Consider the following 26,638-nt stretch of genomic DNA (forward strand, 5'->3'; position numbering starts at 1 on the left):
CCGGCTGCCCCGCTCCCCGCCCGGCCCCGAGCCGAGCGAGGGAGAGCACCACATGACCATCGCGCCAGCCGATCCGGCTTCAGTCGCCGAGTCCACGGGAACCGCGAACGACGGACCCGGGACCGCACTGCTGCGGACCCTGACCGACCTCACCGTCGATCTGCCCGACACCGACCCCGGTCGCGTCGCCGCCGCCGCGCTGCGCGGCCGCAACGCCCGGTCGGACGAAGCAGAGTTGCGTTCGCTGGCCACCGAGGCCGCCGCGGGTCTGATCTCCGAGGACCCCGCCTACTCCCGGCTCGCCGCCCGCCTCCTCACCAGCACCATCGCGGACGAGGCGGCCGGTCAGGGCGCGGCGTCCTTCTCCGCCTCGGTCTCCGTCGGCCACCGCGAAGGTCTGATCGCGGACCGCACGGCCGCGTTCGTGGCGCTCCACGCGGCCCGGCTCGACGCGCTGGTCGAACAGTCGCTCGCCGACGGCGCCGACGACCGGTTCGGCTACTTCGGGCTGCGGACGCTGCACAGCCGCTATCTGCTGCGCCACCCGCACACCCGTCAGGTCATCGAGACGCCCCAGCACTTCATGCTGCGGGTCGCGGCCGGTCTCGCCGAGGACGACTCGGTGCGCGCAGTGGACGAGGTCGCCTCGCTGTACGGCCTGATGAGCCGCCTCGACTACCTCCCGTCCTCCCCCACACTCTTCAACTCCGGCACCCGGCACCCGCAGATGTCCTCCTGCTATCTGCTGGACTCGCCGCTGGACGAGCTCGACTCGATCTACGACCGCTACCACCAGGTGGCACGGCTCTCCAAGCACGCGGGCGGCATCGGTCTCTCGTACTCCCGGATCCGCGCCCGCGGTTCGCTGATCCGCGGCACCAACGGGCACTCCAACGGCATCGTGCCGTTCCTGAAGACACTCGACGCCTCGGTCGCCGCGGTGAACCAGGGCGGCCGCCGCAAGGGCGCCGCCGCCGTCTACCTGGAGACGTGGCACGCGGACATCGAGGAGTTCCTGGAGCTGCGCGACAACACCGGTGAGGACCAGCGGCGTACGCACAACCTCAACCTGGCGCACTGGATCCCGGACGAGTTCATGCGCCGGGTCGACACGGACGGCGACTGGTCGCTGTTCTCGCCCGCCGACGTGCCCGAGCTGGTCGACCTGTGGGGCGACGAGTTCGACGCCGCGTACCGGGCCGCCGAGGCCAAGGGCCTGGCCCGCAAGTCGATGCCGGCGCGTGAGCTGTACGGCCGGATGATGCGGACCCTCGCGCAGACCGGCCAGGGCTGGATGACCTTCAAGGACGCCTCCAACCGGACCGCGAACCAGACCGCCGAGCCGGGCCGCGTCGTCCACTCGTCGAACCTGTGCACCGAGATCCTCGAAGTCACCGACGACGGCGAGACGGCCGTCTGCAACCTCGGTTCGGTCAATCTCGGGGCGTTCGTGGCCGACGGTGGGATCGACTGGGAGCGGCTGGACTCCACCGTCCGTACCGCCGTGACGTTCCTCGACCGGGTCGTCGACATCAACTTCTACCCGACCGAGCAGGCCGGCCGGTCCAACGCCCGCTGGCGCCCGGTGGGTCTGGGCGCGATGGGACTCCAGGACGTCTTCTTCCAGCTGCGGCTGCCGTTCGACTCCCCCGAGGCCCGCGCGCTCTCCACGAAGATCTCCGAGCGGATCATGCTCGCCGCGTACGAGGCGTCCTGCGACCTCGCCGAGCGGTCCGGTCCGCTGCCCGCCTGGTCCGAAACGCGCGCCGCCCGCGGTGTGCTGCACCCCGACCACTACGCCACCGAGCTGACCTGGCCGGAGCGCTGGGAGGCGCTGCGCGCCCGGATCGCGAAGACCGGCATGCGTAACTCGCTGCTGCTGGCGATCGCGCCGACCGCCACGATCGCCTCGATCGCCGGGGTGTACGAGTGCATCGAGCCGCAGGTCTCCAACCTCTTCAAGCGCGAGACGCTCAGCGGTGAGTTCCTCCAGGTCAACGCGTATCTGGTGGATGAGCTGAAGAAGCTCGGCGTGTGGGACGCGCGGACCCGTGAGGCGCTGCGCGAGGCGAGCGGCTCGGTGCAGGGGTTCGCCTGGATCCCGGAGGACGTACGGGCGTTGTACCGCACGGCGTGGGAGATCCCGCAGCGCGGACTGATCGACATGGCGGCGGCGCGTACGCCGTTCCTCGACCAGAGCCAGTCACTGAACCTGTTCCTGGAGACGCCGACGATCGGCAAGCTCTCCTCGATGTACGCATACGCCTGGAAGCAGGGGCTGAAGACGACGTACTACCTGCGCTCACGCCCGGCGACCCGGATCGCCCGCGCGGCATCCGGCCGGGCCACGGCCGCCGTCCCCATTCCCGTACAGCAGGCAGCGGCTCCCGACGCGGACGCGATCGCCTGCTCCCTCGAAAACCCCGAGTCCTGCGAGGCCTGCCAGTAATGAGCAACACCGAGAAGAACCTGCTCGACCCGGGCTTCGAACTGACCCTGCGGCCCATGCGCTACCCGGACTTCTACGAGCGCTACCGCGATGCGATCAAGAACACCTGGACGGTCGAGGAGGTCGACCTCCACTCCGACGTGGCCGACCTCGCCAAGCTGTCCCCCGGCGAACAGCACATGATCGGCCGGCTCGTCGCATTCTTCGCGACCGGCGACTCGATCGTGTCGAACAACCTCGTGCTGACGCTGTACAAGCACATCAACTCCCCCGAGGCGCGCCTGTATCTGTCGCGGCAGCTCTTCGAGGAGGCCGTGCACGTCCAGTTCTATCTGACGCTGCTCGACACGTATCTGCCCGACCCGGATGACCGCTCGGCAGCGTTCGACGCGGTCGAGGAGATCCCGTCCATCCGCGAGAAGGCGCAGTTCTGCTTCAAGTGGATGGACTCGGTGGAGAAGATCGAGCGGCTGGAGACGAAGGCCGACCGCCGTCGCTTCCTGCTGAACCTGATCTGCTTCGCGGCGTGCATCGAGGGCCTGTTCTTCTACGGCGCGTTCGCGTACGTCTACTGGTTCCGCTCGCGCGGCCTGCTGCACGGTCTCGCCACAGGGACCAACTGGGTCTTCCGGGACGAGACGATGCATATGAACTTCGCGTTCGAGGTCGTGGACACCGTCCGCAAGGAGGAGCCCGACCTCTTCGACGACGAACTCCAGCAGCAGGTCACCGACATGCTGAAGGAGGCCGTCGACGCGGAGCTGCAGTTCGGCCGTGACCTGTGCGGCGACGGCCTGCCGGGCATGAACACCGAGTCGATGCGCGAGTACCTGCAGTGCGTGGCCGACCAGCGGCTCGCCCGGCTCGGCTTCCCGACGGTCTACGGCTCCGAGAACCCGTTCTCGTTCATGGAGTTGCAGGGTGTTCAGGAGCTGACGAACTTCTTCGAGCGCCGCCCGTCGGCGTACCAGGTGGCGGTGGAGGGCTCGGTCGCCTTCGACGACGACTTCTAGACCCTGGCACCGACCCTGGGATACGGGCGCCGCGTGGCCGTGACCGGCTGCGCGGCGCCTGCCGTTTCCGGGGGCTCCGCCCGCCGTTCACGCTCCGCGGCGCGCAGCTCACGGTCGATCCGGCGCTCCCGTGCGAGCCCGAAGAGTGCGGGCAGCAGGACGAGGGCGAAAAGTGCGGCTATGGCCCAATGCCGGTGAGTTAGCGCGTCGGTGCAGGTCAGGCACTTGATGGTGCGGGGTTTGGTTGGAAATATCCCCTGGTGACGTTGCGTGATCCGTCACTTCTGGTGACGTGTCGGCGGAGGCCGGGACACGGCAACGGAGTTCCCGGTAGGACAGAAGATCGACCAAGATCCGACTGTCCGCGAGGGAACTCCGTTGGGTACTCAGTGTGCCATCGTCCGCATGCCGTCTGCCATCACCGAGGGCAGCCAGGCCCCGTTGAACAGGCTGGTGGCCCCCACGGACCGGCGCTTTGGCGAGCACGTCCGTCTCGGCGTGTTGACCGAGGAGATCAGCCCTGAACTGGTTGACGAGGTCGTGGAGTTGACCGGCTGCGGCGAGCGTCGCCGCCGGTTGTTGCCCGCCCGGGCGGTGGTCTACTTCGTCCTGGCGTTGTGCCTGTTCAGCAGCTCCGACAGTGCCGGGCCGCCGGGATACCGGTCGGTCCTGCGCACGTTGACGGAGAAGCTGCGGCATCTGCCAGGCCTGTGTGTGCAGCGCTTGCCCACCAGTTCGGCCCTGACACGGGCCCGGCAGCGGCTGGGCGACAAGCCGCTGCAGGCGCTGTTCGAGCGGCGGTGCGGCACGCTGGCCACGACCGTCACTCCGGGCGCGTTCGCCTTCGGGCTGCGGCTGGTCGCCTGGGACGGCACCGCGCTGGATGTCCCCGACACCCCGGCAAACGCTGCTGAGTTCGGTTTCACCGGCAAGGGTGGTGTCAACCAGAGCGGACACCCGCAGGTCCGCCTGATGGCCCTGACCGAATGCGGCACCCACGCCCTGGTCGACGCGGCCTGCGACGCCGTGGCCAGGTTCAGCGAGCACAAGCTCGCCCGCCGGCTGCTGGCCTCCCTGCGAGGGGACATGCTGCTGCTGGCCGACCGCAACTTCGCCGGATACCAGCTGTGGGGCCTGGCCCGCGCCACCGGCGCCCACTTGGCCTGGCGGATCAAGAAGAACCTGGTCTTCGTGCCGCTGCGGGTGCTGTCCGACGGGTCCTACCTGTCCATCATGCGCACGCCCGCGGAGAACATCCGCCACGGTCAGGCCCGCGCGGCCGGACGCACCCTGACCGAGCCGCCCCGGGGACACCTGGTACGGATCATCGAGTACACCGTGACCATCCACCCACAGGCCGGCCCACCCCGCACCGAGACGTTCCGGCTGGTCACCAGCCTGCTGGACCACCGCCTCGCCCCGGCCCACCAGCTGGCGAGGGCATATCACCAGCGGTGGGAGATCGAAAACGGATTCGCGGAACTGAAGAACCGCCTGCGCGGCGCCGGATTCATCCTGCGCTCCAAGGCGCCCGAGCTGATCTACCAGGAGATCTACGCCCTTCTCACCGTCTACCAGGCACTATGCGCACTGCAGACGCGCGCGGCAGAACACGGCGGGACCGATCCTGACCGGATCTCCTTCACCGTCACGGTGCAGCTCGCCCGGCTGACCGTCGCCGCCCAGGCCGCAGCCGACGTCACCACACTGGCCGCCGCCCGCCGCGAAGCCACCACAGAGCTCTTGGCCGCCCTCCTCCCGCCCCGGCGCAACCGGCAGTGCCAGCGCATCAAGAAGCCGTCCAAGAACACCTTCGAGGTCAGAAAACGGGACCAGACCCGCACTCCCAGTAACGTCCGCTACACACTCAAAGTCACCAACCACCCCACCTGACCTGCACCGACGCGCTAACTCACCGGCATTGGGCTATGGCCAGGAAGTTCATGAATGTGTTCATGCCTCTACTGTCGTCCGCGCAGCCGCATTCCGGCAGTGGCAGGACTGCCACACAGCATCGAATTGCTGCCACACTGACGTCATGCTGAAGAATGTCGCCGCTCTCCTGCTGGACGAGGTCCACCCCTTCGAACTCGGCGTGCTGTGCGAGGTGTTCGGCCTCGACCGCAGCGACGAGGGTCTGCCGGTCCACGATTTCGCGGTGGTCTCCGCGGAAGGCCCGGTGCTGCAGACCCATGCCGGATTCACCATCAGCACACCGCACGGACTCGACCGGCTGGAGGAGGCCGACCTGGTCGCCGTACCGGCCGGCAGCCACTTCATGGACCGGGAGTACCCCGAGGAGGTCCTGGACGCCCTGCGCCGCGCGGTGGACCGCGGGGCGCGCGTGCTGAGCGTCTGCTCCGGTGCGTACGTCCTCGGCGCGGCCGGGCTGCTGGACGGCCGCCGCTGCACCACCCACTGGCGCCACAGCACCGAGCTGGCCCGCCGCTTCCCGCGGGCCGTGGTCGAGCCCGATGTCCTGTACGTGGACGAGGGGCCGGTCATCACCTCGGCGGGCACCGCCGCCGGGATCGACGCCTGCCTGCATCTGGTCCGTCAGGCGCACGGCCCCGATGTCGCCAACGCCATCGCCCGCCGTATGGTGGTGCCGCCGCACCGGGACGGCGGCCAGGCGCAGTACATCAAGCGCCCGCTGCCGCGCACCGCGTGCGACACGGTCGGCGGGACGCTCGCCTGGATGGAGCGCCATCTCGACCAGGAGATGACCGTCGAGCAGCTCGCCGCCCAGGCGCACATGTCACCGCGCACGTTCGCGCGTCGCTTCCAGCAGGAGACCGGCACCACCCCGTACCGCTGGCTGCTACGACAACGAGTCCTGCTGGCACAGCATTTGTTGGAGACCTCCGATGAAACGATGGACGTGATCGCCGGCCGGACCGGTTTCGGGAACGCCGCCGCGTTGCGTCATCAGTTCGTCAAGTCCCTCGGGACCACTCCGAATTCCTACCGCCGCACGTTTCGTGGCCCGATGTCCGTCTCCGAAGCCGCCTGATCCACATCAGGCCTGACCTCCGATCATTCGTCCAACCATTTTCCACATCAGTCCATGGACCACGGGCCCCGCCGCCCGCAAGGGTCGGGCGCATGGACATGCGGATGGCAAGACGAAGGACCATCGGAGCCGTGGTGACGGCGCTCGCCGCCGCGCTGCTGCCCTGGCAGAGTGCGGCGGCCGAAGGCGGCTCGGCCACCGTGGCCCCTCCCGAGGTGCTGCCCACGCTCCGCGAATGGCAGGGCGACCAGGGCGAGTTCACGCTCACCGATCGGGCCAGAATCGTGCTGGACGGGGTGCGGGACCGTCGTACGGCCACCGACGCGGGCCGATTCGCCGGCGAACTGAACGGCAAGGCGTCGGTGTCACAGGGCCGCGCGGCCCGTTCCGGGGACATCGTGCTGCGCCAGGACCCGTCCCAGAAGGGCGTGTTGGGCACGGAAGGCTACCGGCTCACGGTCGGCGCCCGCATCACTGTCACCGCCGCCACCTCCACCGGCGTGTTCTACGGCACCCGGACCGTCCTCCAGCTGCTGAACGACGACGGCCGCGCCGCTCGGGGTTCGGCGACCGATGTACCCGCGTACCGCGAGCGCGGGGTCGGGGTCTGCGCCTGCTACATCAACATATCGACACAGTGGTTCGAGCGGCTGATGAAGGACATGGCGTCGCAGAAGCTCAACCAGCTGTGGATCGAGGCCAAGGTCAAAAGCGACACCGACCCGGCGTCGGCGTTCTGGGGCTACTACACCAAGTCGCAGGTCCGCACGCTGGTCGCGATGGCCAGGAAGTACCACATCGAGCTCGTGCCGGAGATCAACTCCCCCGGCCACATGGACACCTACCTGGAGAACCACCCGGAGCTCCAGCTCAAGGACCAGAACGGCGTCGCCTCCCCGCCCCGGCTCGACATCTCCCGGCCCGAGGCACTGGCGTACTACACCTCGATGGTCGACGAGGCGCTGAAGGTCTGGGACAGCCGCTACTGGCACATGGGTGCCGACGAGTACATGATCGGCTCCTCCTACCCGGCCTACCCCCAACTGCAGGCCGCGGCACACGCGAAGTTCGGTGCGTCGGCCACGCCCGACGATCTCTTCACCGACTTCATCAACCAGGTCAACGCGCATGTGAAGGCGGACGGCAGGTCGCTGCGGATCTGGAACGACGGGCTCGTCGGCAAGAACGCCGTCGTCCCGCTGGACCGTGACATCACCGTCGAGCACTGGCTGAGCGGCGGCTCCATCCAGCAGCCGTCCTCGCTGCTCGCCGAGGGCCGGCCGGTCATGAACTCCGCCTACTCCCTCTACCTGGTGCGCGGCGGATTCACGATGCAGACCCAGAAGCTGTACGAGAGCGACTGGACGCCGTTGCGCTTCGAGGGTCAGACGCTCACCCAGGGGGCGGCGAACCTCACCGGCGCGAAGATCAGCCTGTGGCCGGACAGTGCGGCGGCCGAGACGGAGAACGAGGTGGAGACGAAGGTCTTCATGCCGCTGCGCTTCGTGGCGCAGGCGACCTGGGGCGGCCCGAAGCCGAGCCCGACGTACGCCGGTTTCGAGGCGCTCGCCCGGAAGATCGGTCACGCGCCGGGCTGGGAGAACACCGACCGCACGCCGCTCACCGACGGTACGTACCGGCTGACCACGGGCGCGAAGGCGCTGGCCCCCACGGCGGACGCGGGCGTGTCCCTGGTCAAGAACAGCGCGGCCTCCTGGGCGCTGACGGCGACCGCCGACGGGTACTACACGGTGCGGTCCACGGAGAACGGTCAGTGCCTGGACGCGGTGCGCGGCAAGAAGTATCTGGGCGCGCCGCTGGAGGTGGGGGCGGAGCTGTCGCTCGGGAACTGCTCGGCGACGGCGCGTACGCAGCGCTGGCAGCTGGACACCGGAGCGGGTGCGCTGACGCTGCGCAACGCGATCTCGCAGCTGCATCTGACGGAGCGGGCGTCGGACGGCGCCGCGGTGCAGACGACCGGCGAGACCCGGCTGACGGCGGGCGCCGCCTGACGAGCTCCGGCTGAGGGCGCCACCCGCCCGATGCCACCCGGCTGACGGCGCAGACCGCCCGACGCCGCACCGAACGGGGCCCCGCCCGCCGGATCACCTGACCGCCGGCGCGCGGGGTCCTTCCATGTCCGGGGCCGGATACCGCAGTTGGGCGCCGACCGGACGGCGCCTGCGCGGTGGAATCCGGAACGTCAGTCGTTCGGCACGATCTCGTAGCGCGGCGTGTTCTCCGCCATCTGCCTCAGCGCGTCCTTGCGGTCGCGCTTCGAGAGCCGGTCGATGTACAGGTAGCCGTACAGGTGGTCCGTCTCGTGCTGAAGGCAGCGCGCGAAGTAACCGTCGCCGCGGACCTTGATCGGGTTGCCCTTGGCGTCCTGTCCGCGCACCACCGCGTAGTCCGGGCGGGCCAGCGAGGCGTATGCCGTCGGGACGGAGAGGCAGCCCTCGTTGGAGTCGTCGAGGATGCGCTCCTCGGGCGGCAGCTCGTCCAGCACCGGGTTGCAGACGACGCCCACGTGCCGCACACCGTCGTCGTCCGGGCAGTCGTAGACGAAGACCTTGAGGTCCACGCCGATCTGGTTGGCGGCCAGGCCCACGCCCTCAGCCGTCTTCTGGCTGGCGAACATGTCGTCGATCAGCTGGGCCAGCTCGTCGCCGAACTCGGTGACGTCCTTGCACTCCTTGTGGAGCACCGGGTTACCCACGACCGTGATCGGCCGGGAGGTGCCACGCTCGCGGTACGCCGCCTCACGCGCCTCACAGTCCTCGGTGTCCACGACGAATCCTTCGTCGTCGACGCTGATCTGCTCGTCCGTCTCCTGCTGCGCCATGTCCGCCGTACGCCTTCCTCAAAACCCGAATCGATGCCCGTACAGCGTAACGGCCGGGCCGCGGACGCACGGCTCAGCAGACTTCTTCGAGATCCCGCCACTCACGGCTGTCCGGGCTGTCCGCCACCCAGCCGTCCAGCAGTCCGCGGACCAGCCCCGCCGGCGCCGCTATCCCGCACTCGCGCTCGGGCACCCACAGCTCACCGGCGGTCCGGTGGCCCAGCGGGCCCGGATGGCCGGGCTCGCTGTGGTCGTGCGGGTCGAGGTGCTCACCGTCGCCCTCGTCGCTCTCCATCCGGCTCTCCGAGCAGGCCCGGCAGAGCAGCCGTACGGACGACGACCAGTCCTCGGCGGCGAACCCGGCATCGGACGCCAGCTGCTCCAGGGCATCCCGGTCGTCCTCCGTGGCGGCTTCGAGAAGCACCACCCAGGTGGGTACGGGGGAGGGTGCCCACAGCTCGATCTCGTCGAACACGGGATACGAGGGGCCGGCCGCGGTCACGCGCTCGCCGTGCGGCACCCCGTCGTGCAGGACGACCTCGCCCCAGCGCCGCCCGGAGGACGGCAGCGGGATCGACAGCACTTCCATCCGCGCCGGGTCCAGTCTGCGGCCCCAGACGACCTCGGCCTCGCCCTCGGGCGACAGCCGTACGGCCGCGCTGCCGAGCTCCATACCCGCCGGCTCGCTGTTGGCCGCCGCGGTGTGCTGGCCGCTGCCGGGTACCTTCAGGCCGTAGGCCTGCCAGGCGCGACGGGCCAGTGGCCAGTCCTGCAGAGCGGTGGCGGCGATCCCGACGTTCCACCAGTCCGGGGCGCCGGACTCCTTGTCGAGCAGCGCCACGGCCCGTAGGCCGGCCGCTCTCGCCTGTTCCCAGTCGTGCCGGAACTTGTGCAGCAGCGCCAGGTTGAACCACGACTCGGAGAGCCAGGGCTCCAGGTCCGCCGCCCGTGTCAGCAGTGCGCCCGCGTCCTCGTACCGGCCGTCGCCGATCAGCGTGAACGCGCGGTCCGTGGCCTGCCGCCAAGAGGCGGAGGGCCGATGCCGTACCTTCCCGAAGATCTTCACGATTCCCGCCTGTCCCGACTCGGACACCCTCGTTTTCCGGTCTTCTTCGCATCCAACCATGCCCAGCCGGACGCCCGCTCATTACCCATGGGTTACCCAGGCAGGACGGGGGTCAGACCGCCCCGGGCCAGCACGCGCGCGAGCGATTCCACGACCTCCGGCTGATAGTCGTGGCCGGTCCCGAGCCTGAGCTGTTCCAGTGCGTCGAGCGGCCCGCTGAGACCTTCCCCGCAGAGGTCGTCGTATGCGTTGACGGCCCGGACGATCCGGGCGGGCAGCGGCTGCTCACGATACGGGTCGGCCTGCCGCTCCACCACGACGGCGATCTCGGTGTCCACCCCGGTCTGCCGGACGACGGCCCCGCCCAGCAGCGCGATCCGGCGCTGCTCGGCGGCGGGCAGCGGGGCGGTCGCCCCGTCGGGCACCGGATCGACGAGGGAGAGCTGCCCGATGTCGTGCATCAGGGCCGCGTACTCCAGCACGGTCAGCTCGGCCCCGGAGAGCCCCAGCTCGCGGCCGACGGCCGTGCAGAGCATCGCCACCCTGCGCGCATGCCCGTGCGGGGTGTAGCCGGCGATCTCGGTGGACCGGGCGAGCGAGGTGATGGTCTGCCGGTAGGTGGTGCGCACCGCGACGAACCGGCGGAACGACACCTGGGTCAGCAGCAGCGGTACGCAGAGCACGGGCAGCGCCCACAGGCCGGCGACGGAGACCCCCAGGGCCATCACCGCCCCGGTCGCGCAGACCGCCGAACCGATGCCCAGCAGAGCGCGCAGCTCGTCACGGAGCAGCGGTCCGTACGGGAAGGGGGTACCGGACCGCAGCAGCAGGGCACCGAGCACGGCGTCGCACAGGGCGGTGAGCACGAGCAGTACGAGCAGGAAGAGCGCGAAGTACGGGCCGTCGCCGAACCAGACGGCGGACCGGCCGGAATTGTGGAGCGGCTGGAAGCACACAGCGGCGAACGAGACGATGATGATCCGCCGGGCCACCTGATCGGCGGTGGGCCCGCTGCCACGTGCCACATGGGGCACGGCGGCGACGAGCTGCGCCGCGACGAGAACAGCGATGACCTGCAGGGCTCCGTGACTGGTGGGCTCCCCGCCGCTGCGGCCGAGAAGCGCATACGCGAGCGCTCCGGCGGCGCCGAGCGGCGCGGGCTCCCGCTCACCGGGCAGCGCACCCCAGCGGGCCAGCTCACCGACGGTGATGAGCACGCCGAAGGCGAGGGCAAGCCCGGGTTCATGGAGACCGTGCCAGAGGGTGTGGGCGAGCCCGGCGACGGCGAGCGCACCGGCGGCGCCGCGGAGGGCCAGGACAGCGGGGGGCAGCCTCGTCCGGCTCCGACCGCGACTCACCGGGTCCGGTCCACGGACGACTGCGCCCCAGGAGCGAGCCCGTACCCGTCCGCAGCCACCGCACGACCGGCCGCCACATCAAGCCCGTCCCCGGACACCGCACGACCGGCCGCCGGCTCGAGCCCGTCGGGCGATTGCGGGCGAACCGGCCTCCGGACGTCCCGGGCCCCCAAGTCCGCGCCCCCGCCCGCCCTTGGCACCGGCACCGTCTCGTCGGCCGTCACCACCGTCGACGCCGTCGACCACCCGTGCCGGTCCAGGCCTCGCGCCAGCGCCCGCACCATCTGCGGATCGAACTGCGTGCCCGCACACCTCTTCAGCTCCTCCACCGCTGCAGGCACCGGCCTCCCTCTCCGGTACGACCGCGTCGACGTCATCGCGTCGAACGCGTCGGCCACCGCGACGACCCTCGCGAACTCGGGGATCTCCCGCCCGCTGAGCCCGTACGGATAGCCGCTGCCGTCGAGCCGCTCGTGGTGGTGCAGGATCGCCGCTCGCGCCTCGCCCAGGAAGCCGATGCCCCGGACGATCTCATGCCCGTACTCCGGATGCAGTTCGATCACGCGCCGTTCCTCCAGGGTGAGCGGCCCGTCCTTGCGCAGCACCCGGGTCGGGACGCAGAGCTTGCCGACGTCGTGCAGGATCCCGGCGAAGCGGAGCACTTCGAGGCGGTCCTCCGCCATGCCGAGTTCCCTGGCGATCAGCACGGAGGCCCGCCCCACGCGCTCGCTGTGCCCGCGGGTGTACGTGTCCTTGATGTCGACGGCCTGGACCAGCGCCCTGATGGTGGCGCGGTGCGCGGCGTGCTCACGGTGGTACTGGGAGAAGATCCAGCAGGAGATGTACATCGGCAGCAGGACGAAGAGCGCGGACACCGGTCCGTACGAGCTGCGCCACAGCACGGCCATCATCAGCCCGGCGAGACCGTGTACCAGGTGCGGTCCGAGCGAGCGCGGCAGAAGGCCGCTCCAGGCGTGTCGCAGCGGCAGCCGTTCGGCGGTGGCCAGGATCGAGCCGTCCAGGGCGGTCAGGACGAGGCTGAAGGCCAGCGCGGCGGCGCAGGCGGGCAGCAGGGCGTACGGGAAGTCGGGCAGCCGTTCGGGAACCGGTCCGCCGAGCGTGGCGCCACCGCCGAGCAGACCGTGGACGTACGACGCCGCCCAGACGGTGAGGGCGAGCTGTGCCGCCCGCCAGATGCGGCGGGCCGTGGCGGGCGCGTGCTCGACCCGGCCGACGAGCGAGCCGGGGATCGCGACCAGCGCGGCGGCTGCGGGCGGCAGCAGGAACGCGGCGGCGAGCAGCAGCGGGAAGAACGATCCGGCACTGATCGGCACGGAGCTGCCGAGGAGGCGGCAGCGGCCCGGAAGCTCGCAGGCCAGATAGAGCGCCGTGAGCAGTCCCACGGTGGTCCACGCAATCCCCGCACCGGGACGCAACGCGGGCAGCGCACAGAGCGTCGCGCAGACCGCTGCGGCCAGAATGTGCGCGCGCGCCGCTGACGGTGTGGCTCTCACCCGCCCCACCCGCCCCCCAACGATGGTCAATGGAGGCGCCAGGCTAGCGAGTTGGACGCGCGATCGAGTGCCGATGAGCTCGATTCGCACGTTCGGGTGAGTTCGGGTGATGTGTACGCCGTAGCGGTGGTACGCGTGAGGGCGCGCCGCGAAAGTCGCGGCGCGCCCTCACGCGTACGGAGGAAGGTGGGAGGGGACGTACCGCCGCTCAGCGGCTGCCGCCCGTCACTCTCCGGCCCTCACCTGCCGGCCGTCACTCGCTGGCGGCGGTCGGCAGCTGCGACTCGGCCACCACGTCCTGATCCGGCACGGCCTGCCCCGAGCGGATCAGGTCGATCCGGCCCATCACCTTGGAGCGCAGATCGCTCGGCACGTCGTCGTGGCCGCAGCAGCGCTTCACCAGCTTCTTCACAGCCTGCTCCAGGCCGTACTTCTCCAGGCACGGGGAGCACTCCTCGAAGTGCACCTCGAACTTGGTGCAGTCGCTGTCGGGCATCTCATGATCGAGAAACTCGTAGAGATGATCGAGGACCTCTGAGCAGTCTGTCTCGTGCGGCTCTCCGCAGCTCATGAGCCCGAGCCTTTCCGATCGTCCGACTCTCCGGCACCGGCCGGGACGAGCCCGCGCTCACGGGCGTAGTCCTCCAGCATGCCGCGCAGTTGGCGGCGGCCCCGGTGCAGTCGGGACATCACCGTACCGATGGGAGTCCCCATGATGTCCGCGATCTCCTTGTAGGCAAAGCCCTCTACATCCGCAAGATAAACCGCGATGCGGAACTCTTCGGGGATCGCCTGCAGTGCGGACTTCACATCCGAGTCCGGAAGGTGGTCGAGAGCCTGCGACTCGGCGGACCGCAGACCGGTCGACATGTGCGACTCGGCGCGCGCCAGCTGCCAGTCCTCGATCTCCTCGGCAGCACTGCGCTGAGGTTCGCGCTGCTTCTTGCGGTACGAATTGATGAAGGTGTTCGTCAGGATGCGGTACATCCATGCCTTGAGGTTCGTACCCTCGCGGAACTGGTGGAAGGAGCCGTACGCCTTCGCATACGTCTCCTGGACCAGGTCCTCGGCGTCTGCGGGGTTGCGCGTCATGCGCAGCGCGGCCGAGTACATCTGGTCGAGGAAACCAAGGGCGTCCCGCTCGAAGCGCGCGTTGCGCTCGGCGGTCGTCTCCTCCGCGCGGCCGTCGTCGGTCCCTGTGTCGGTACCGGTGACCGGACCCACCTCCTCCAACGCTGTGACGGATCCGAAACCGGACCCGCTCGAATCGGAGAATAGTCGACCTTGCTTCGAAGCGGGCTGTCGATCCGATCCGCTCAGTGCCCGCTCGGGAGTGGTCTTCGCCGCGTGCAACACCGTCCACTCCAGGTCAGCGGCGTTCGAGCGGCGCGGGCAGATGGTCGAACCCATGCGACGGACTCCCTCTCCACATACGACGTTGATGTACCGATGTCACCGACAACAGTGGCCCCCCACTCAACATTCCCGGGGCTGTGACCGGTCTCCGCGAGGGTGATCCGATCCACCCGGAAGGAGGCATGCCCGGCGTGCGAGGGAGACGCGTCGGGCGTTACGGGAGTCGGTCCAGCCATGCGGTGACGGCAGCGGTGAGGATCGCCATCGCCTGATCCTGGGTCAGGTCGGCCTTCTTCGGTACGGCGAAGCCGTGGTCCCCGTACGGCACCTCGGTGATCTCGAACTCCCCCGGCGGGAATTCGGCGGGCCGTCCGAACGGGTCGTGGCCGCCCTGCACGACGAGCGTGGGCACACCCGAGCCGAGCAGCTCGTCCTTGCGTGACTTCTCCGGCTTGCCCGGCGGGTGCAGCGGAAAACTGAGCGCGAGGACCGCGTGGGCGCCGAGCTCGGTCGCCGTCCGGCAGGCCACTCGGGCGCCGGCGCTGCGTCCCGCGGCGACGACCGGGAGCCCTGGGGCGGCGAGCGCGGGCCACAGGCCGCGCCACCCGGTGTCCAGGGTCTTCGGGGCGGGTGCGAGCTTCTTCCCGGCGACCCGCCACGGCTGCTCCACCAGGGCGACGCTCACTCCGTGGGCGGGCAGCGCGGTGGCCAGGGCCTGGAGGTCGCGGGCCTCGATGCCGCCGCCGGCGCCGTGACCGGCGGCGAGCACCAGGCGCGGCTTCTTCGCGGGCAGCCAGGTGATCCGGGCCGTCCCGGCGTCGGTGTCGACCGTCTCGGTCGTCGTACGAGCTGTCTCTGTGGGGCTCACGTGTCTCATCCTGCCCGGTCAGAAGAGCGTGCCGACCTCCGGCGCGGCCAGCTCCTCCAGCAGTTCGGGTCCGTTGTTGCGGACATTGCTGACGGCGGTGGGCACCGGGTAGGCGCGCATCAGTCCGCCGGGCGGTGGTGCGAGCAGCGCCCGCAGTCCCTCGATGTCCGTGTGCGAGGGGTCCAGCCAGGCGTCCCAGCGGTCCGGGGTGAGCATCAGCGGCATCCGGGGGTGGATGTCGGCGAGCGCCGCCGGGCCCTCGGCGGGGGCGACGGCGAGCGGGGTGGTCTCCGCCTCGGTGGTGATCACGGAGCAGGTCACCCACCAGGCCTGCGGGTGATCGTCGGGCAGGGTGCGGTCGCGCCAGAACTCGTACAGTCCGGCCATCGCGAAGACCGATCCGTCCGCGGGTGTCACGAAGTAAGGCTGCTTGCGGGGGCGCTTCTTCCTCCCCTGCTCCTCCAGCTGCCGCTCGTCGGAACCGGTGACCCACTCGTAGTAGCCGTCGGCGGGCAGGATGCAGCGCCGTGAGACGAAGGGGCGGCGGAACGAGGGCTTCTCGTGGACCGTCTCCGCCCGGGCATTGATCATCCGGGCGCCACCCTCCGGCGACTTGGCCCAGGAGGGCACGAGTCCCCATTTCAGTGCGCGCAACTGCCGAACCGGACGTTGATCATCCGCGTCTTTCACCGGGCGTTCCAGTACGGCGTAGACCTCCTTGGTCGGCGCCACGTTGTAGTCGGGCTCCAGCGCCTCCGCCGGTTCCCACTTCTCGACGCCGAAGAGTCCGGTCAGATCCTCGGGCCGCCGACTCGCTGCATACCGTCCGCACATAAGTGCCAGACTGCCACGACCCACCGGCACGACCGCAAGGAGCCGCCCGCGCCATGGACAGCACCGATCTGGGCGATCTGTGGGATCGCATATTCGGCACCCAGCCCGCACCCGAGCAGTGGCTGGTGGTCGTGACGGCCACGGTCGCACTCATCGCCGTCGTGCCGAACGTCCTGTGGCGGGTCTCCCGCAACACGATCACCATCGCGCACGAGGGTGGCCACGGGCTGATCGCTCTGGTCACCGGGCGCAGGCTGCAGGGCATCCGGCTGCACTCGGACACCAGCGGGCTGACCGTCAGCCGTGGCAGGCCCACCGGCATCGGCATGATCCTCACCGCGGCGGCGGGCTACACCGCGCCGCCGCTGCTGGGACTGGGCGGCGCCTGGCTGCTCAGCAGCGGCAGGATCACGCTGTTGCTGTGGGTGGCAACCGCGCTGCTCGCCGTGATGCTGGTGATGATCCGCAATGTGTACGGGGCGCTCACGGTGATCTTCACCGGCTCGGCCTTCCTGCTGGTGTCCTGGCTCGCCTCGCCCGACGTGCAGTCGCTCTTCGCATACACCGCGGTGTGGTTCCTGCTGCTCGGCGGTGTGCGTCCGGCATTCGAGCTCCAGTCGAAGCGGCGCCACGGCGGCGCACCGGACTCGGACGCGGACCAGCTGTCCCGGCTCACCGATGTCCCGGCCGCACTGTGGCTCTTCCTCTTCCATGCGGTGTCGCTCTGCTCACTGATCGGCGGAGGCCGCTGGCTCCTCGGCCTGTGAGGAACGGCGGCACCGGCCCCGGGCTCGTTGCGGCCGGTACCACGGTTGTATTACGTCCCGGTTTCCGCCTGTTTGATCAAGATCTGGGTTTGCGGTGAGCCACTAAAGTGAGGGCCATGACCGAAAGTTCCGTGCACCCCGCCCTCTGGCCCGCCCCCCATGCGAGCGGAGCCGTCGACGCCACCGTCACCGTGCCCGGATCGAAATCGGTCACCAACCGGGCACTGGTCCTTGCCGCCCTCGCCGCCGAGCCGGGCTGGCTGCGCCGCCCGCTGCGCTCCCGCGACACCCTGCTGATGGCGCAGGCGCTGCGCGCGATGGGCGTCGGTATCGAGGAGGGTGTCGGCCCGGACGGCTCCGGGGAGGCGTGGCGGGTCATTCCGGCCGGGCTGCACGGCCCCACCACGATCGACGTCGGCAATGCCGGAACGGTCATGCGCTTCCTGCCGCCGGTCGCCACCCTCGCCGACGGGCCGATCCACTTCGACGGCGACGCGCGTTCGTACGAGCGGCCGCTGAACGGCGTGATCGACGCGCTGCGGGTGCTCGGCGCCAGGATCGACGACGACGGGCGCGGCTCGCTGCCGATGACCGTGCACGGCGGCGGTGCGCTGGACGGCGGCCCGGTGGCGATCGACGCGTCCTCGTCCTCCCAGTTCGTCTCGGCGCTGCTGCTGTCGGCGCCGCGTTTCAACCAGGGCGTGGAGGTGCGTCACACAGGCTCCCGGCTCCCGTCGATGCCGCACATCCGGATGACGGTCGACATGCTGCGGGTCGTCGGCGCCCAGGTCGACGAGCCGGAGACGGGCGGCGAGCCGAACGTCTGGCGGGTCTCCCCGTCGGCTCTGCTCGGCCGCGATCTGACGGTCGAGCCGGACCTCTCCAACGCGCAGCCGTTCCTGGCCGCGGCCCTGGTCACCGGTGGCCGGGTCACGATCCCCGACTGGCCGCTGCGCACCACCCAGCCCGGTGACGCGCTGCGCGAGATCTTCACCGCGATGGGCGGCAGTTGCGAGCTGACCGAACGCGGTCTGACGTTCACCGGTTCGGGCCGCATCCACGGCATCGACGTCGACCTCGGCGAGGTCGGCGAGCTCACCCCGGGCATCGCGGCGGTCGCGGCCCTCGCCGACTCCCCTTCCACGCTCAGCGGTGTCGCCCATCTGCGGCTGCACGAGACGGACCGGCTGGCCGCGCTCACCAAGGAGATCAACGAGCTCGGCGGCCGGGTGATCGAGACCGCCGACGGGCTGCACATCGAGCCGCGCCCGCTGCACGGCGGTACCTTCCATACGTATGACGACCACCGGATGGCCACCGCGGGGTCGATCATCGGCCTTGCAGTCCCCGGAGTGGAGATCGAGAACGTGGCGACAACCGCCAAGACCCTGCCGGACTTCCCGCTGATGTGGACCCGAATGCTCGGGGTCTGAGTCATGCGTCGCTACGGCAAGAACCCCGACGAGGACGACATCCGGTTCCGCCCCAACCCGAAGGGCAACCGGCCTCGTACGCATACCCGTCCGAAGCACGAGGACGCCGAGGACGGCATGGTCCTCACCGTCGACCGCGGCCGCCTCACCTGCCTCGTCGAAGGCCGTACGGTCATGGCGATGAAGGCGCGCGAGCTCGGCCGCAAGGCCGCGGTGGTGGGGGACACCGTCTCCATCGTCGGCGATCTGTCCGGGGACAAGGACACCCTGGCCCGCATCGTCCGCATCGGTGAGCGCCGCTCGGTGCTGCGGCGGACGGCGGACGACGACGATCCGTACGAGCGGGTGGTCGTCGCCAACGCCGATCAGCTGGCGATCGTCACCGCGCTGGCCGATCCGGAACCGCGTCCGCGGATGATCGACCGCTGTCTGGTGGCGGCGTACGACGGCGGGCTCACCCCGCTCCTGGTCCTCACCAAGTCCGACCTGGCGTCCCCGGACAAGCTCCTGGAGGCGTACACCCCGCTGGGTGTCCCCTACATCGTCACCAGCCGCCAGGAGCTGGAGAACGGCGACGCGGCGGACCGGGTGCGCGAGCAGCTGAACGACCGGGTCACCGCGTTCGTGGGGCACTCCGGCGTCGGAAAGACCACGCTGGTCAACGCCCTGGTGCCGAAGGACCGGCGGCGTACGACGGGTGTCGTCAACGCGGTCACCGGCCGCGGCCGGCACACCACCACATCAGCCCTGGCGCTGCCTCTGCCGGACGGGCGGGGCTGGGTGGTCGACACCCCCGGCGTGCGCTCCTTCGGGCTGCACCACATCGACCCTTCGCGGGTCATCCACGCGTTCCCCGACCTGGAGCCCGGCACCGAGGACTGCCCTCGCGGCTGCACCCACGACGCCGTCCAACCGGAATGCGCTCTGGGCGCCTGGGTGGTGGCCGGACATGCCGATCCGGCCCGGCTGGACTCGCTGCACCGGCTGCTGTCCACCCGGGAACGACGCGAAGGCGACTGACCCAGGCACGTTTGCGATCTGCTGCTACCGGTAAGTGCATAATCGCACGCAGCGGGACAGAGCAGTCACCGACGTGGGAGGGCACCGACGATGGCGTGGCTGCTGGTTGTGGTCGCAGGGCTTCTGGAGACCGGCTTCGCTGTCTGTCTGAAACTGTCGCACGGCTTCACCCGACTCTGGCCGACCATCGCCTTCTGCATCTTCGCGCTCGGCAGTTTCGGTCTGCTGACCCTGTCCCTGAAGAAGCTCGATGTGGGGCCCGCCTACGCCGTGTGGACGGGCATCGGCGCGGCGGGCACCGCGATCTACGGCATGGTCTTCCTCGACGATGTGGTCTCCACGCTCAAGCTGGTCTCGATCTCCCTGGTGATCCTGGGTGTGATCGGGCTCCAGCTGTCGGGCTCGTCGCACTGAGCGGCAGGGGGCGTCCGGGGAAGTGACAGGCGGCGCTGTGCCCGGCCGCCTCCCCGACCGGTACGTCGCGCTCGCAGCGCTCCCTGTCCTCCTCGCCCAGTTCCGCGTACACCGGGCAGCGTGACCGGAATCGGCAGCCCTCGTACCGCCGCGTCGGACTCGGCGGATCCCCGGCCAGCAGGATGCGGGTGCGGCGGCGCTCGCGCTCCGGGTCGGGCACCGGCACGGCCGACAGCAGCGCCCGGGTGTACGGATGGCGGGGCCGCTCGAAGACCTCCTCGGCGGTGCCGGTCTCGACCGTACGGCCGAGGTAGACGACGCTCACCCGGTCCGCGATGTGCCGCACCACCGACAGATCGTGCGAGACGAAGAGGTACGCGAGTCCCAGCTCGGCCTTGAGCCGCTGGAGCAGGTTGAGCACCCCGGCCTGCACGGACACGTCGAGCGCGGACACCGGTTCGTCCAGCACGAGCAGGTCCGGTTCGACGGAGAGCGCGCGGGCGATCCCGATGCGCTGCCGCTGCCCACCGGAGAACTCGTGCGGGAAGCGGGTGGCGTGCGCCGGTTCGAGTCCGACCTGGGTGAGCAGTTCGGGGATCCGCCGGGCCACGGTGGCACGGTCCGCGCCCTGGGTGCGCAGCGGCTCGGCGACGATGTCGCCGACCGGCATCCGCGGGTCGAGGCTGGCCATCGGGTCCTGGAAGACGATCTGGACGCGGCCGCGCAGCGCCTTGCGGTCGGCCTTGGACAGTCCGTCGAGGGACCGTCCGAAGAGCTCTATGTCCCCGCCTTCGGGGCGGACGAGGTTGAGCAGTTCGAAGAGGGTGGTGGACTTGCCGGATCCGGACTCCCCGACGAGCGCGAGTGTTTCACCGGCCCGGATGGAGAGGTCCACGCCGTCGACCGCGTGGATGGAGCCGACACGCCGTTTGAACGCGGTCCCCTTGAGGACGGGAAACGTCTTGGTGAGCCCGGTGACGCGCAGAACCTGGTCGCCGGGCGAGGCGGCGCGTTCGGGAATGGACGGGACGGGGAAGACCTCCGCCGGAGTGAGGCCCCGTTCGGCGATCTCGTCGGCCCGTACGCAGGCGGTGAGATGGCCCTCGTCGCTCGCGTCCGCGGCCGCGAGCGCGGGCTCCGCCGCCGTGCAGCGGTCCTCGGCCAGCGGGCAGCGTGGGACGAAGGGGCAGCCCTTCGGCAGCCGGCCCGCCGAGGGCGGTGCGCCCGGGATCGGGACGAGCACGTCCGACGGGCCGTCGATCCGCGGTACGGCACCGATCAGGCCGAGCGTGTACGGCATCCGGGGCCGCCGGAAGAGTTCGGTCGCCGCTGCGGTCTCGACGACCCGGCCCGCGTACATCACCGCGACCCGGTCCGCTGCTCCCGCGATCACCCCGAGGTCATGGCTGACCAGCAGCAGCGCGGCACCCGTCTCGCGCTGCGCGGTGCGCAGCACGTCCAGGACCTGGGCCTGGACGGTGACGTCGAGGGCCGTGGTCGGCTCATCGGCGATGATCACATCCGGGTCGTTGGCGACAGCCATCGCGATCATGGCGCGCTGCCGCATCCCGCCGGAGAACTCGTGCGGGAATCCCTGCGCCCTGGTGGCCGGTTCGGGAATGCCCACGAGGTCGAGCAGGTCGACGGCTTCCGTACGGGCGCGCTCGCGGGAGACGTCGCGGTGGGTACGGATGGCCTCGGCGATCTGGTCGCCGATCCGGTAGACCGGGGTGAAGGCGGAGAGCGGGTCCTGGAAGACCATGCCGATACGGCGGCCGCGTACGGAGGAGAGCACCCGGTCGGCGGCGCCGACGAGTTCGGTCCCGCCCTCGTCCGCGGCTCCGCCCCCGGCGAGCCGGACCGATCCCCGTACCCGCGCATTGGCCGGCAGCAGGCCGAGCACGGCCAGTGCGGTGGCGGACTTCCCCGACCCCGACTCCCCGACCAGGCCGAGCACTTCACCGCGGCGCAGCGTGAAGTCGACGCCCCGGACGGCGGGCGCCCCGTCGAAGTCGACGGCGAGACCGGAGACGTCCAGCACCACGGGTGCCTGTCCGTCGGTCGTCGTACTCATCGGTCGGTCTCCTCGGTCTGAACGGCTGTCCGAGCGGTTGAACGGCCGCGTCCGCTCGTCGGATCGAGCGCGTCGCGCAGACCGTCACCCACCAGGTTCACCGCGAGGACGAAGACGATGAGCAGCCCGGCGGGGAAGAAGAACATCCATGGGTACGTCACCGCGGCGCCGGTCGTCGAGGCGATGAGCGTGCCGAGCGAGACATCGGGCGCCTGCACGCCGAAGCCGAAGTACGACAGCGCGGTCTCGCTCATCACCGCGCCACCGACCGCGATGGTCGCGTCGATGATGAGGAAGGAGGCGACGTTGGGCAGGATGTGCCGCCAGATCACCCGGAACGGCCCGACACCCATGTACCGTGCGGCCCGCACGAATTCGCGCTCCTTCAGGGAGAGCGTCATGGACCGCACCACCCGCGCGGTGATCATCCAGCCGAAGACGGCGAGCAACCCGACGAAGGCGAACCAGCCGCCGCCGCGCAGCCGCGGCGAGATGATCGCGATGATCAGGAACGCCGGGAAGACCAGCAGCAGATCGACGCCGAACATCAGGATCCGGTCCGGCCAGCCCCCGAAGTACCCGGCGCAGGCGCCGACCAGCGAGGCGAGCACGGTCGAGAAGAACGCCACCAGCAGCCCGATCAGCAGCGACTTCTGGAGTCCGCGGACGGTCTGCGCGAAGACGTCCTGCCCGATGCGGTTGGTCCCCCACCAGTGCCGTCCGCCCGGGCCTTCGCGCAGCGAGGTGTAGTCGATGTGGCTGTAGTCCCAGTGGCTGATCAGCGGTCCGGCGAAGGCGAGCAGGAAGAGCAGCAGAAGGATCGTTCCTCCGGCGAGTGCACCGCGGTTGCTCACGAAGCGGCGCAGCACCACTGCGGCGCGGCCGACCGGCCGCAGCGGCTCGGCCCCTCCGGCCGCCGCGTCGGCGGCGGTCTCGATGACGGCGGTCATGACAGTCGTACTCCTCGGGCTGTTCAGGTTCAGGCGTTCCGGATGCGCGGGTCGAGCGCGGCGTGCAGGAGATCCGCGAGGAAGCCGGACAGGAGGACCATCACGGCGGCGAACACATTGACGGCGACCACCGAGTTGACGTCGTTCTTGCCGACGGAGGCGACGAACCATTCGCCCATGCCGTGCCAGCCGAAGATCGTCTCGGTGAAGGTGGCACCGGTGAACAGCGCCAGGAAGCCGTAACTGAAGTAGGTCGACATGGGAATGAGCGCCGTGCGCAGCCCGTGCTTGAGCAGCGCGGTGGACCGGGTGAGTCCCTTGGCCTGAGCGGTGCGCAGATAGTCGGAGCCGAGGACGTCGAGCATGGTGGAGCGCTGGTAGCGGCTGTAACTCGCAACGGTGCCGAGGGCGATGGAGACGGTCGGCAGCAGCAGATGCACCGCCCTGTCCTGCAGCACGGTCCAGAACCCGGAGTCCACGCCGGGGCTCTTCTCGCCGGTGAACTGGATGGCGTCGGTGCCGGTCTTCTGGTTGAACCAGATCGCGCCGATCTTCAGGAGCACCGCGAGCAGGAAGACGGGGGTGGAGAGCAGGACGAACGAGGCGAGGGTGACCAGTCGGTCGGAGAGCCGGTACTGGCGTACGGCGGTCCAGGCGCCGGCGAGCACGCCCACGACGGTCCCGAGGACGGTGCCGAGCAGAAGCAGCCGCAGGCTGACGCCGATCCGGCGCCCGAACTCTGCGCCCACCGAGGTCCCGTCGATGGTCTGCCCGAGATCACCGCGGACCGCGCGCCCGGCCCACTGCCCGAACCGGGTGAGCAGCGGCTCGTGGTCATTGACCCCGAGAGCGGTGAGGTGATGGTCGACGGACCTGGGCGAGAGGGGCGGCTGGCGCCCCTCGTAGTACGCGCGCGGGTCGAGCGTCAGGGACGCGAGGAGGTACGACAGGCAGACGGCGGCCAGCAACAGGACGGCGTAGTAGCCGAGTCGCTTGGCCAGAAAGGCGGCCACAGGTGTTGGTCCTCCACAAGGGCGTTCACAAGGGTCGTGCAGGAGCCGGCGGGCCGGATCGCGGCCACGGCAGGCTCCGTCGGCGCAGGTCCCACCGGCCCAGCTTGACTGGTTTTTGTTGCGGACATGCAAAGAAACCATGAAACCACCCAGGCTGCCCTCCCACCAGCCCGAAGATCGACTTACGGTCTCCGCAGCCGCGGCCTCGATCGGACCGCGCCCGAACCGGAGGAATGAATACCGATGCGCAGAACCACAGTGATCGCCATCGCCGCAGCCCTGTCGGCCGCCTTGGCGGTGACCGGCTGCGACTCCTCCGGCGCGGACGGCAAGGCGCCGAAGAAGCAGGCGGCGCCCAAGGCCGACGGCCAGGACATCAACGCGCACCCGCTCAGCGACCTCAGGCAGGGCGGATCGGTGAAGGTGCCGATCACTCAGTGGATCACCCAGTACAACTACAACACCGTGGACGGCTCGCAGGGCGATGCCATGGAGATCAGCGCACTCGTCCTGCCGGACCTCTTCGACTCGGACGCCAAGGGCGCCATCCACACCAACCCGAACTTCCTGGTCTCGGCGAAGGTCGTCTCCACCAGCCCGCAGGTGGTGGAGTACCAGCTGAACCCGAAGGCCAAGTGGTCCGACGGCAAGCCGTTGAGCTGGAAGGACTTCGAGGCCCAGTGGAAGGCCCTGAACGGCTCGGACGAGGCGTACGAGGCGGCCGACACCTCGGGCTACGAGCAGATATCCAAGGTCGAGCAGGGCAAGGACGCCCACGGCGTGAAGGTCACCTTCACCGAGCCGTACGCCGACTGGCAGCGGCTCTTCGACCCGCTCTACCCGGCCGACTACATCGACACCCCGGAGAAGTTCAACAAGGGCTGGTCGGAGAAGGTCCCGGTCTCGGGCAACGCCTTCAAGATCGGTGAGTACGACAAGACGGCGCAGACCATCACAGCCGTTCCGGACCCCAAGTGGTGGGGCGACAAGCCCAAGCTGGACTCGGTGATCTACCGGGTGCTGGACTTCTCCGCGATGACCGACGCCTACCTCAACAACGAGACGGACTCGGCCACCGCGCTCCTCCCGGAGGACTACAAGCGCCTGGTCGACGCGCCGGGCACGGAGATCCGGCGCGGCGCCCGCTGGGACGAGGTGCACATCACCCTGAACGGCGGCCGGGGGCCGCTGAAGGACGTGAAGGTACGCAACGCCCTGCAGGCGGCGATCGACCGCAAGGGCATCAACGCCAGCTTCAGCAAGGACCTCTCCTTCGAACTGAAGCCGCTGGACAACCACTTCTTCATGCCCAACCAGGCTGGCTACCAGGCCAACGCCGGGGCATACGGCGAGTACGACGTCGAGAAGGCGAAGAAGCTCCTCGACGAGGCGGGCTGGAAGGACGCCGGCGAGGGCAAGCCGCGCACCAAGGGCGGCAAACAGCTCACGCTCGACTACGCCCTGAGCGCGGGCGGCACCTCGGCCCAGACGGACCAGGCGGAGCTCGTACAGCAGCAGCTCGGTGTCATCGGCGTGAAGGTGAACATCAAGAAGGTCCCGGCGAACGACTTCTTCAACAAGTTCGTCAACACCGGCAACTTCGACCTGGTCAGCTTCCGCAACGTCGACCAGGTGTATCTGACCATGTCTAACCCGGTGTACCGGCAGCCGAAGGGCAAGAACCTCTTCCAGAACTTCGGCTCGGTCGGCTCCCCGAAGATCGACGAACTGCTGTCGAAGGCCGCACGGACCACCGACCGGGCCGCGGCGACCAAGCTCTACAACGAGGCGGACGTCGAGATCTGGAAGCTCGGTCACTCCATCGAGCTCTACCAGCGCCCGCAGATTGTCGCCGTCCGCAAGGACCTGGCGAACTACGGCGCCGAGGGCCTGGCCTCCATCGACTACACCAAGGTGGGCTGGCTGAAGAAGTAGCGCGCCGCCGGTGGCCCGCCCGTCACCCGGCGGGCCACCGCTCCACCACCTCGCGCACCAGCGGCGCGGCGTCCGTGGGGACGGAGGACGCGGCAACCGCGTACGACAGTGCGAGGCGCAACGCGATCTCGCAGGTCACGGCCAGCGCCGGGTCGTGCGGCGGACGCCCCCCGTCCAGGGCGGCCACCGCGCGGTCGCGCACCAGGCCGAGCAGCTCGGCCGGGGTCGGCGGCCCGGCATCGGCCCGCCGCTGCGCCGGTACGGGCGAGAAGGGCGGCCCCGAGAGGCGGGCGGGGCGGGGTAACCGCTCTCCCCAGCAACCGGTGAGCAACGCCCTGACCAGGGTGTTCGTACGAGCGGCCCGGACCGTCCAGGCGGCGGTGGCGGCCAGTCTGTCCCCCGTACCGCCGGGCGGTTCCAATGCCCGTTCGACACCGGCGAGGTAGCCATCGGCAGCGCGCCGGACGAGAGCCCGGGCCAGGCCGTCCTTGCTGCCGAACTCGTTGTAGAGGGTCTGCCGGGAGACTCCCGCGGCGGACGCAATGTCGACCATCCGCACCGTCGCCCAGGGCAGGGTGCTGAGCGCCGAGAGGGCGGCGTCCAGCAATGCTTCTCGCGCTGCAGGCATCGTCGCCTCCCACGCCAGGGGTCTGCGGTTCAGAGTTGACGCGCTCCCCCGCACTGTCAAGAGTTCATGCACCCCCAGGGTCCTGTGGCCC

23 protein-coding genes are annotated in these 26,638 nt (G+C 69.9%); 10 read left to right on the forward strand and 13 right to left on the reverse strand.

Annotated features, from left to right (window positions below; genetic code table 11):
• The first annotated feature begins 52 nt into the window (after window positions 1-52).
• Both OHA03_RS07645 and OHA03_RS07650 read left to right on the forward strand, forming a co-directional pair.
• Window positions 53-2,449, forward strand: a complete 2,397-nt coding sequence (locus OHA03_RS07645; RefSeq protein WP_267002025.1) for a ribonucleoside-diphosphate reductase subunit alpha — start codon at window positions 53-55, stop codon at window positions 2,447-2,449.
• Window positions 2,449-3,462, forward strand: a complete 1,014-nt coding sequence (locus OHA03_RS07650) for a ribonucleotide-diphosphate reductase subunit beta (protein ID WP_267002027.1) — start codon at window positions 2,449-2,451, stop codon at window positions 3,460-3,462. Before OHA03_RS07645 ends, OHA03_RS07650 begins: the two co-directional genes overlap by 1 nt.
• Here the strand turns inward: OHA03_RS07650 and OHA03_RS07655 are convergent.
• A complete protein-coding gene (locus OHA03_RS07655; protein WP_267007968.1) occupies window positions 3,459-3,683 on the reverse strand; it encodes a hypothetical protein in 225 nt (74 codons plus the stop codon). The genes OHA03_RS07650 and OHA03_RS07655 overlap by 4 nt on opposite strands.
• Before the next feature lie 184 nt (window positions 3,684-3,867).
• Between OHA03_RS07655 and OHA03_RS07660 the strand changes: the two genes are divergently transcribed.
• From OHA03_RS07660 to OHA03_RS07670, 3 genes are all read left to right on the forward strand, one after another.
• Window positions 3,868-5,355, forward strand: coding sequence for an IS4 family transposase (locus tag OHA03_RS07660; RefSeq protein ID WP_267002029.1), 1,488 nt, complete (start codon window positions 3,868-3,870; stop codon window positions 5,353-5,355).
• A gap of 145 nt (window positions 5,356-5,500) precedes the next feature.
• A complete protein-coding gene (locus tag OHA03_RS07665; RefSeq protein WP_267002031.1) occupies window positions 5,501-6,475 on the forward strand; it encodes a GlxA family transcriptional regulator in 975 nt (324 codons plus the stop codon).
• A gap of 104 nt (window positions 6,476-6,579) precedes the next feature.
• Window positions 6,580-8,487 carry a family 20 glycosylhydrolase gene (locus OHA03_RS07670; protein WP_267002033.1) on the forward strand — a complete coding sequence of 636 codons (1,908 nt, stop codon included), beginning with the start codon at window positions 6,580-6,582 and terminating at the stop codon, window positions 8,485-8,487.
• Window positions 8,488-8,678: 191 nt separating this feature from the next.
• On the opposite strand, the gene def is transcribed toward OHA03_RS07670, so the two are convergent.
• From def to OHA03_RS07710, 8 genes are all read right to left on the reverse strand, one after another.
• Window positions 8,679-9,317 carry a peptide deformylase gene (def, locus tag OHA03_RS07675; RefSeq protein ID WP_267002035.1) on the reverse strand — a complete coding sequence of 213 codons (639 nt, stop codon included), beginning with the start codon at window positions 9,315-9,317 and terminating at the stop codon, window positions 8,679-8,681.
• A 73-nt stretch (window positions 9,318-9,390) separates the two neighbouring features.
• Window positions 9,391-10,383, reverse strand: a complete 993-nt coding sequence (locus OHA03_RS07680; protein WP_030969778.1) for a hypothetical protein — start codon at window positions 10,381-10,383, stop codon at window positions 9,391-9,393.
• 92 nt (window positions 10,384-10,475) lie between these two features.
• On the reverse strand, window positions 10,476-11,741 hold the full coding sequence (locus OHA03_RS07685; RefSeq protein WP_267002039.1) for an HD-GYP domain-containing protein: 1,266 nt from the start codon (window positions 11,739-11,741) through the stop codon (window positions 10,476-10,478).
• Window positions 11,738-13,255 (reverse strand): HD-GYP domain-containing protein, encoded by a 1,518-nt coding sequence (locus tag OHA03_RS07690; RefSeq protein ID WP_267002041.1) that lies wholly within the window; start codon window positions 13,253-13,255, stop codon window positions 11,738-11,740. The genes OHA03_RS07685 and OHA03_RS07690 overlap by 4 nt, the downstream gene beginning before the upstream one ends.
• Before the next feature lie 253 nt (window positions 13,256-13,508).
• Window positions 13,509-13,826 (reverse strand): mycothiol system anti-sigma-R factor, encoded by a 318-nt coding sequence (rsrA, locus tag OHA03_RS07695; RefSeq protein WP_267002043.1) that lies wholly within the window; start codon window positions 13,824-13,826, stop codon window positions 13,509-13,511.
• Window positions 13,823-14,479, reverse strand: coding sequence for a sigma-70 family RNA polymerase sigma factor (locus OHA03_RS07700; protein WP_266990480.1), 657 nt, complete (start codon window positions 14,477-14,479; stop codon window positions 13,823-13,825). The genes rsrA and OHA03_RS07700 overlap by 4 nt, the downstream gene beginning before the upstream one ends.
• A 346-nt stretch (window positions 14,480-14,825) precedes the next feature.
• Window positions 14,826-15,479, reverse strand: coding sequence for an alpha/beta family hydrolase (locus OHA03_RS07705; protein WP_267002045.1), 654 nt, complete (start codon window positions 15,477-15,479; stop codon window positions 14,826-14,828).
• Window positions 15,480-15,497: 18 nt separating this feature from the next.
• Window positions 15,498-16,313 (reverse strand): SOS response-associated peptidase, encoded by an 816-nt coding sequence (locus OHA03_RS07710; protein ID WP_267002047.1) that lies wholly within the window; start codon window positions 16,311-16,313, stop codon window positions 15,498-15,500.
• A 53-nt stretch (window positions 16,314-16,366) separates the two neighbouring features.
• On the opposite strand from OHA03_RS07710, the gene OHA03_RS07715 reads away from it, so the two are divergent.
• From OHA03_RS07715 to OHA03_RS07730, 4 genes are all read left to right on the forward strand, one after another.
• A complete protein-coding gene (locus tag OHA03_RS07715; RefSeq protein WP_267002049.1) occupies window positions 16,367-17,080 on the forward strand; it encodes a M50 family metallopeptidase in 714 nt (237 codons plus the stop codon).
• Window positions 17,081-17,196: 116 nt separating this feature from the next.
• Window positions 17,197-18,513, forward strand: coding sequence for a 3-phosphoshikimate 1-carboxyvinyltransferase (gene aroA / locus OHA03_RS07720; protein ID WP_267002051.1), 1,317 nt, complete (start codon window positions 17,197-17,199; stop codon window positions 18,511-18,513).
• A gap of 3 nt (window positions 18,514-18,516) precedes the next feature.
• Window positions 18,517-19,533, forward strand: coding sequence for a ribosome small subunit-dependent GTPase A (gene rsgA / locus OHA03_RS07725; RefSeq protein ID WP_267002053.1), 1,017 nt, complete (start codon window positions 18,517-18,519; stop codon window positions 19,531-19,533).
• A 90-nt stretch (window positions 19,534-19,623) separates the two neighbouring features.
• Window positions 19,624-19,947, forward strand: a complete 324-nt coding sequence (locus OHA03_RS07730; protein ID WP_030915586.1) for a multidrug efflux SMR transporter — start codon at window positions 19,624-19,626, stop codon at window positions 19,945-19,947.
• Here OHA03_RS07730 and OHA03_RS07735 read toward each other — a convergent pair.
• From OHA03_RS07735 to OHA03_RS07745, 3 genes are read right to left on the reverse strand one after another with little or no spacing between them, the layout of a single operon-like run.
• Window positions 19,877-22,021, reverse strand: a complete 2,145-nt coding sequence (locus OHA03_RS07735; protein ID WP_267002056.1) for an ABC transporter ATP-binding protein — start codon at window positions 22,019-22,021, stop codon at window positions 19,877-19,879. The two genes, OHA03_RS07730 and OHA03_RS07735, sit on opposite strands and share 71 nt — an antisense overlap.
• Window positions 22,018-22,971, reverse strand: a complete 954-nt coding sequence (locus OHA03_RS07740; protein WP_267002058.1) for an ABC transporter permease — start codon at window positions 22,969-22,971, stop codon at window positions 22,018-22,020. The genes OHA03_RS07735 and OHA03_RS07740 overlap by 4 nt, the downstream gene beginning before the upstream one ends.
• A 29-nt stretch (window positions 22,972-23,000) precedes the next feature.
• On the reverse strand, window positions 23,001-23,984 hold the full coding sequence (locus OHA03_RS07745) for an ABC transporter permease (protein ID WP_267002060.1): 984 nt from the start codon (window positions 23,982-23,984) through the stop codon (window positions 23,001-23,003).
• Window positions 23,985-24,227: 243 nt separating this feature from the next.
• On the opposite strand from OHA03_RS07745, the gene OHA03_RS07750 reads away from it, so the two are divergent.
• Entirely contained in the window at window positions 24,228-25,919 is a 1,692-nt protein-coding gene (locus OHA03_RS07750) for an ABC transporter family substrate-binding protein (protein WP_267002062.1), read from the forward strand.
• Between the two features lie 22 nt (window positions 25,920-25,941).
• Here the strand turns inward: OHA03_RS07750 and OHA03_RS07755 are convergent, their stop codons facing one another.
• Window positions 25,942-26,547 carry a TetR/AcrR family transcriptional regulator gene (locus OHA03_RS07755; RefSeq protein ID WP_267002064.1) on the reverse strand — a complete coding sequence of 202 codons (606 nt, stop codon included), beginning with the start codon at window positions 26,545-26,547 and terminating at the stop codon, window positions 25,942-25,944.
• Between the last annotated feature and the right edge of the window lie 91 nt (window positions 26,548-26,638).

This window comes from Streptomyces sp. NBC_00154 (assembly GCF_026342835.1).
In the GTDB taxonomy this organism is placed as follows: Bacteria; Actinomycetota; Actinomycetes; order Streptomycetales; family Streptomycetaceae; genus Streptomyces.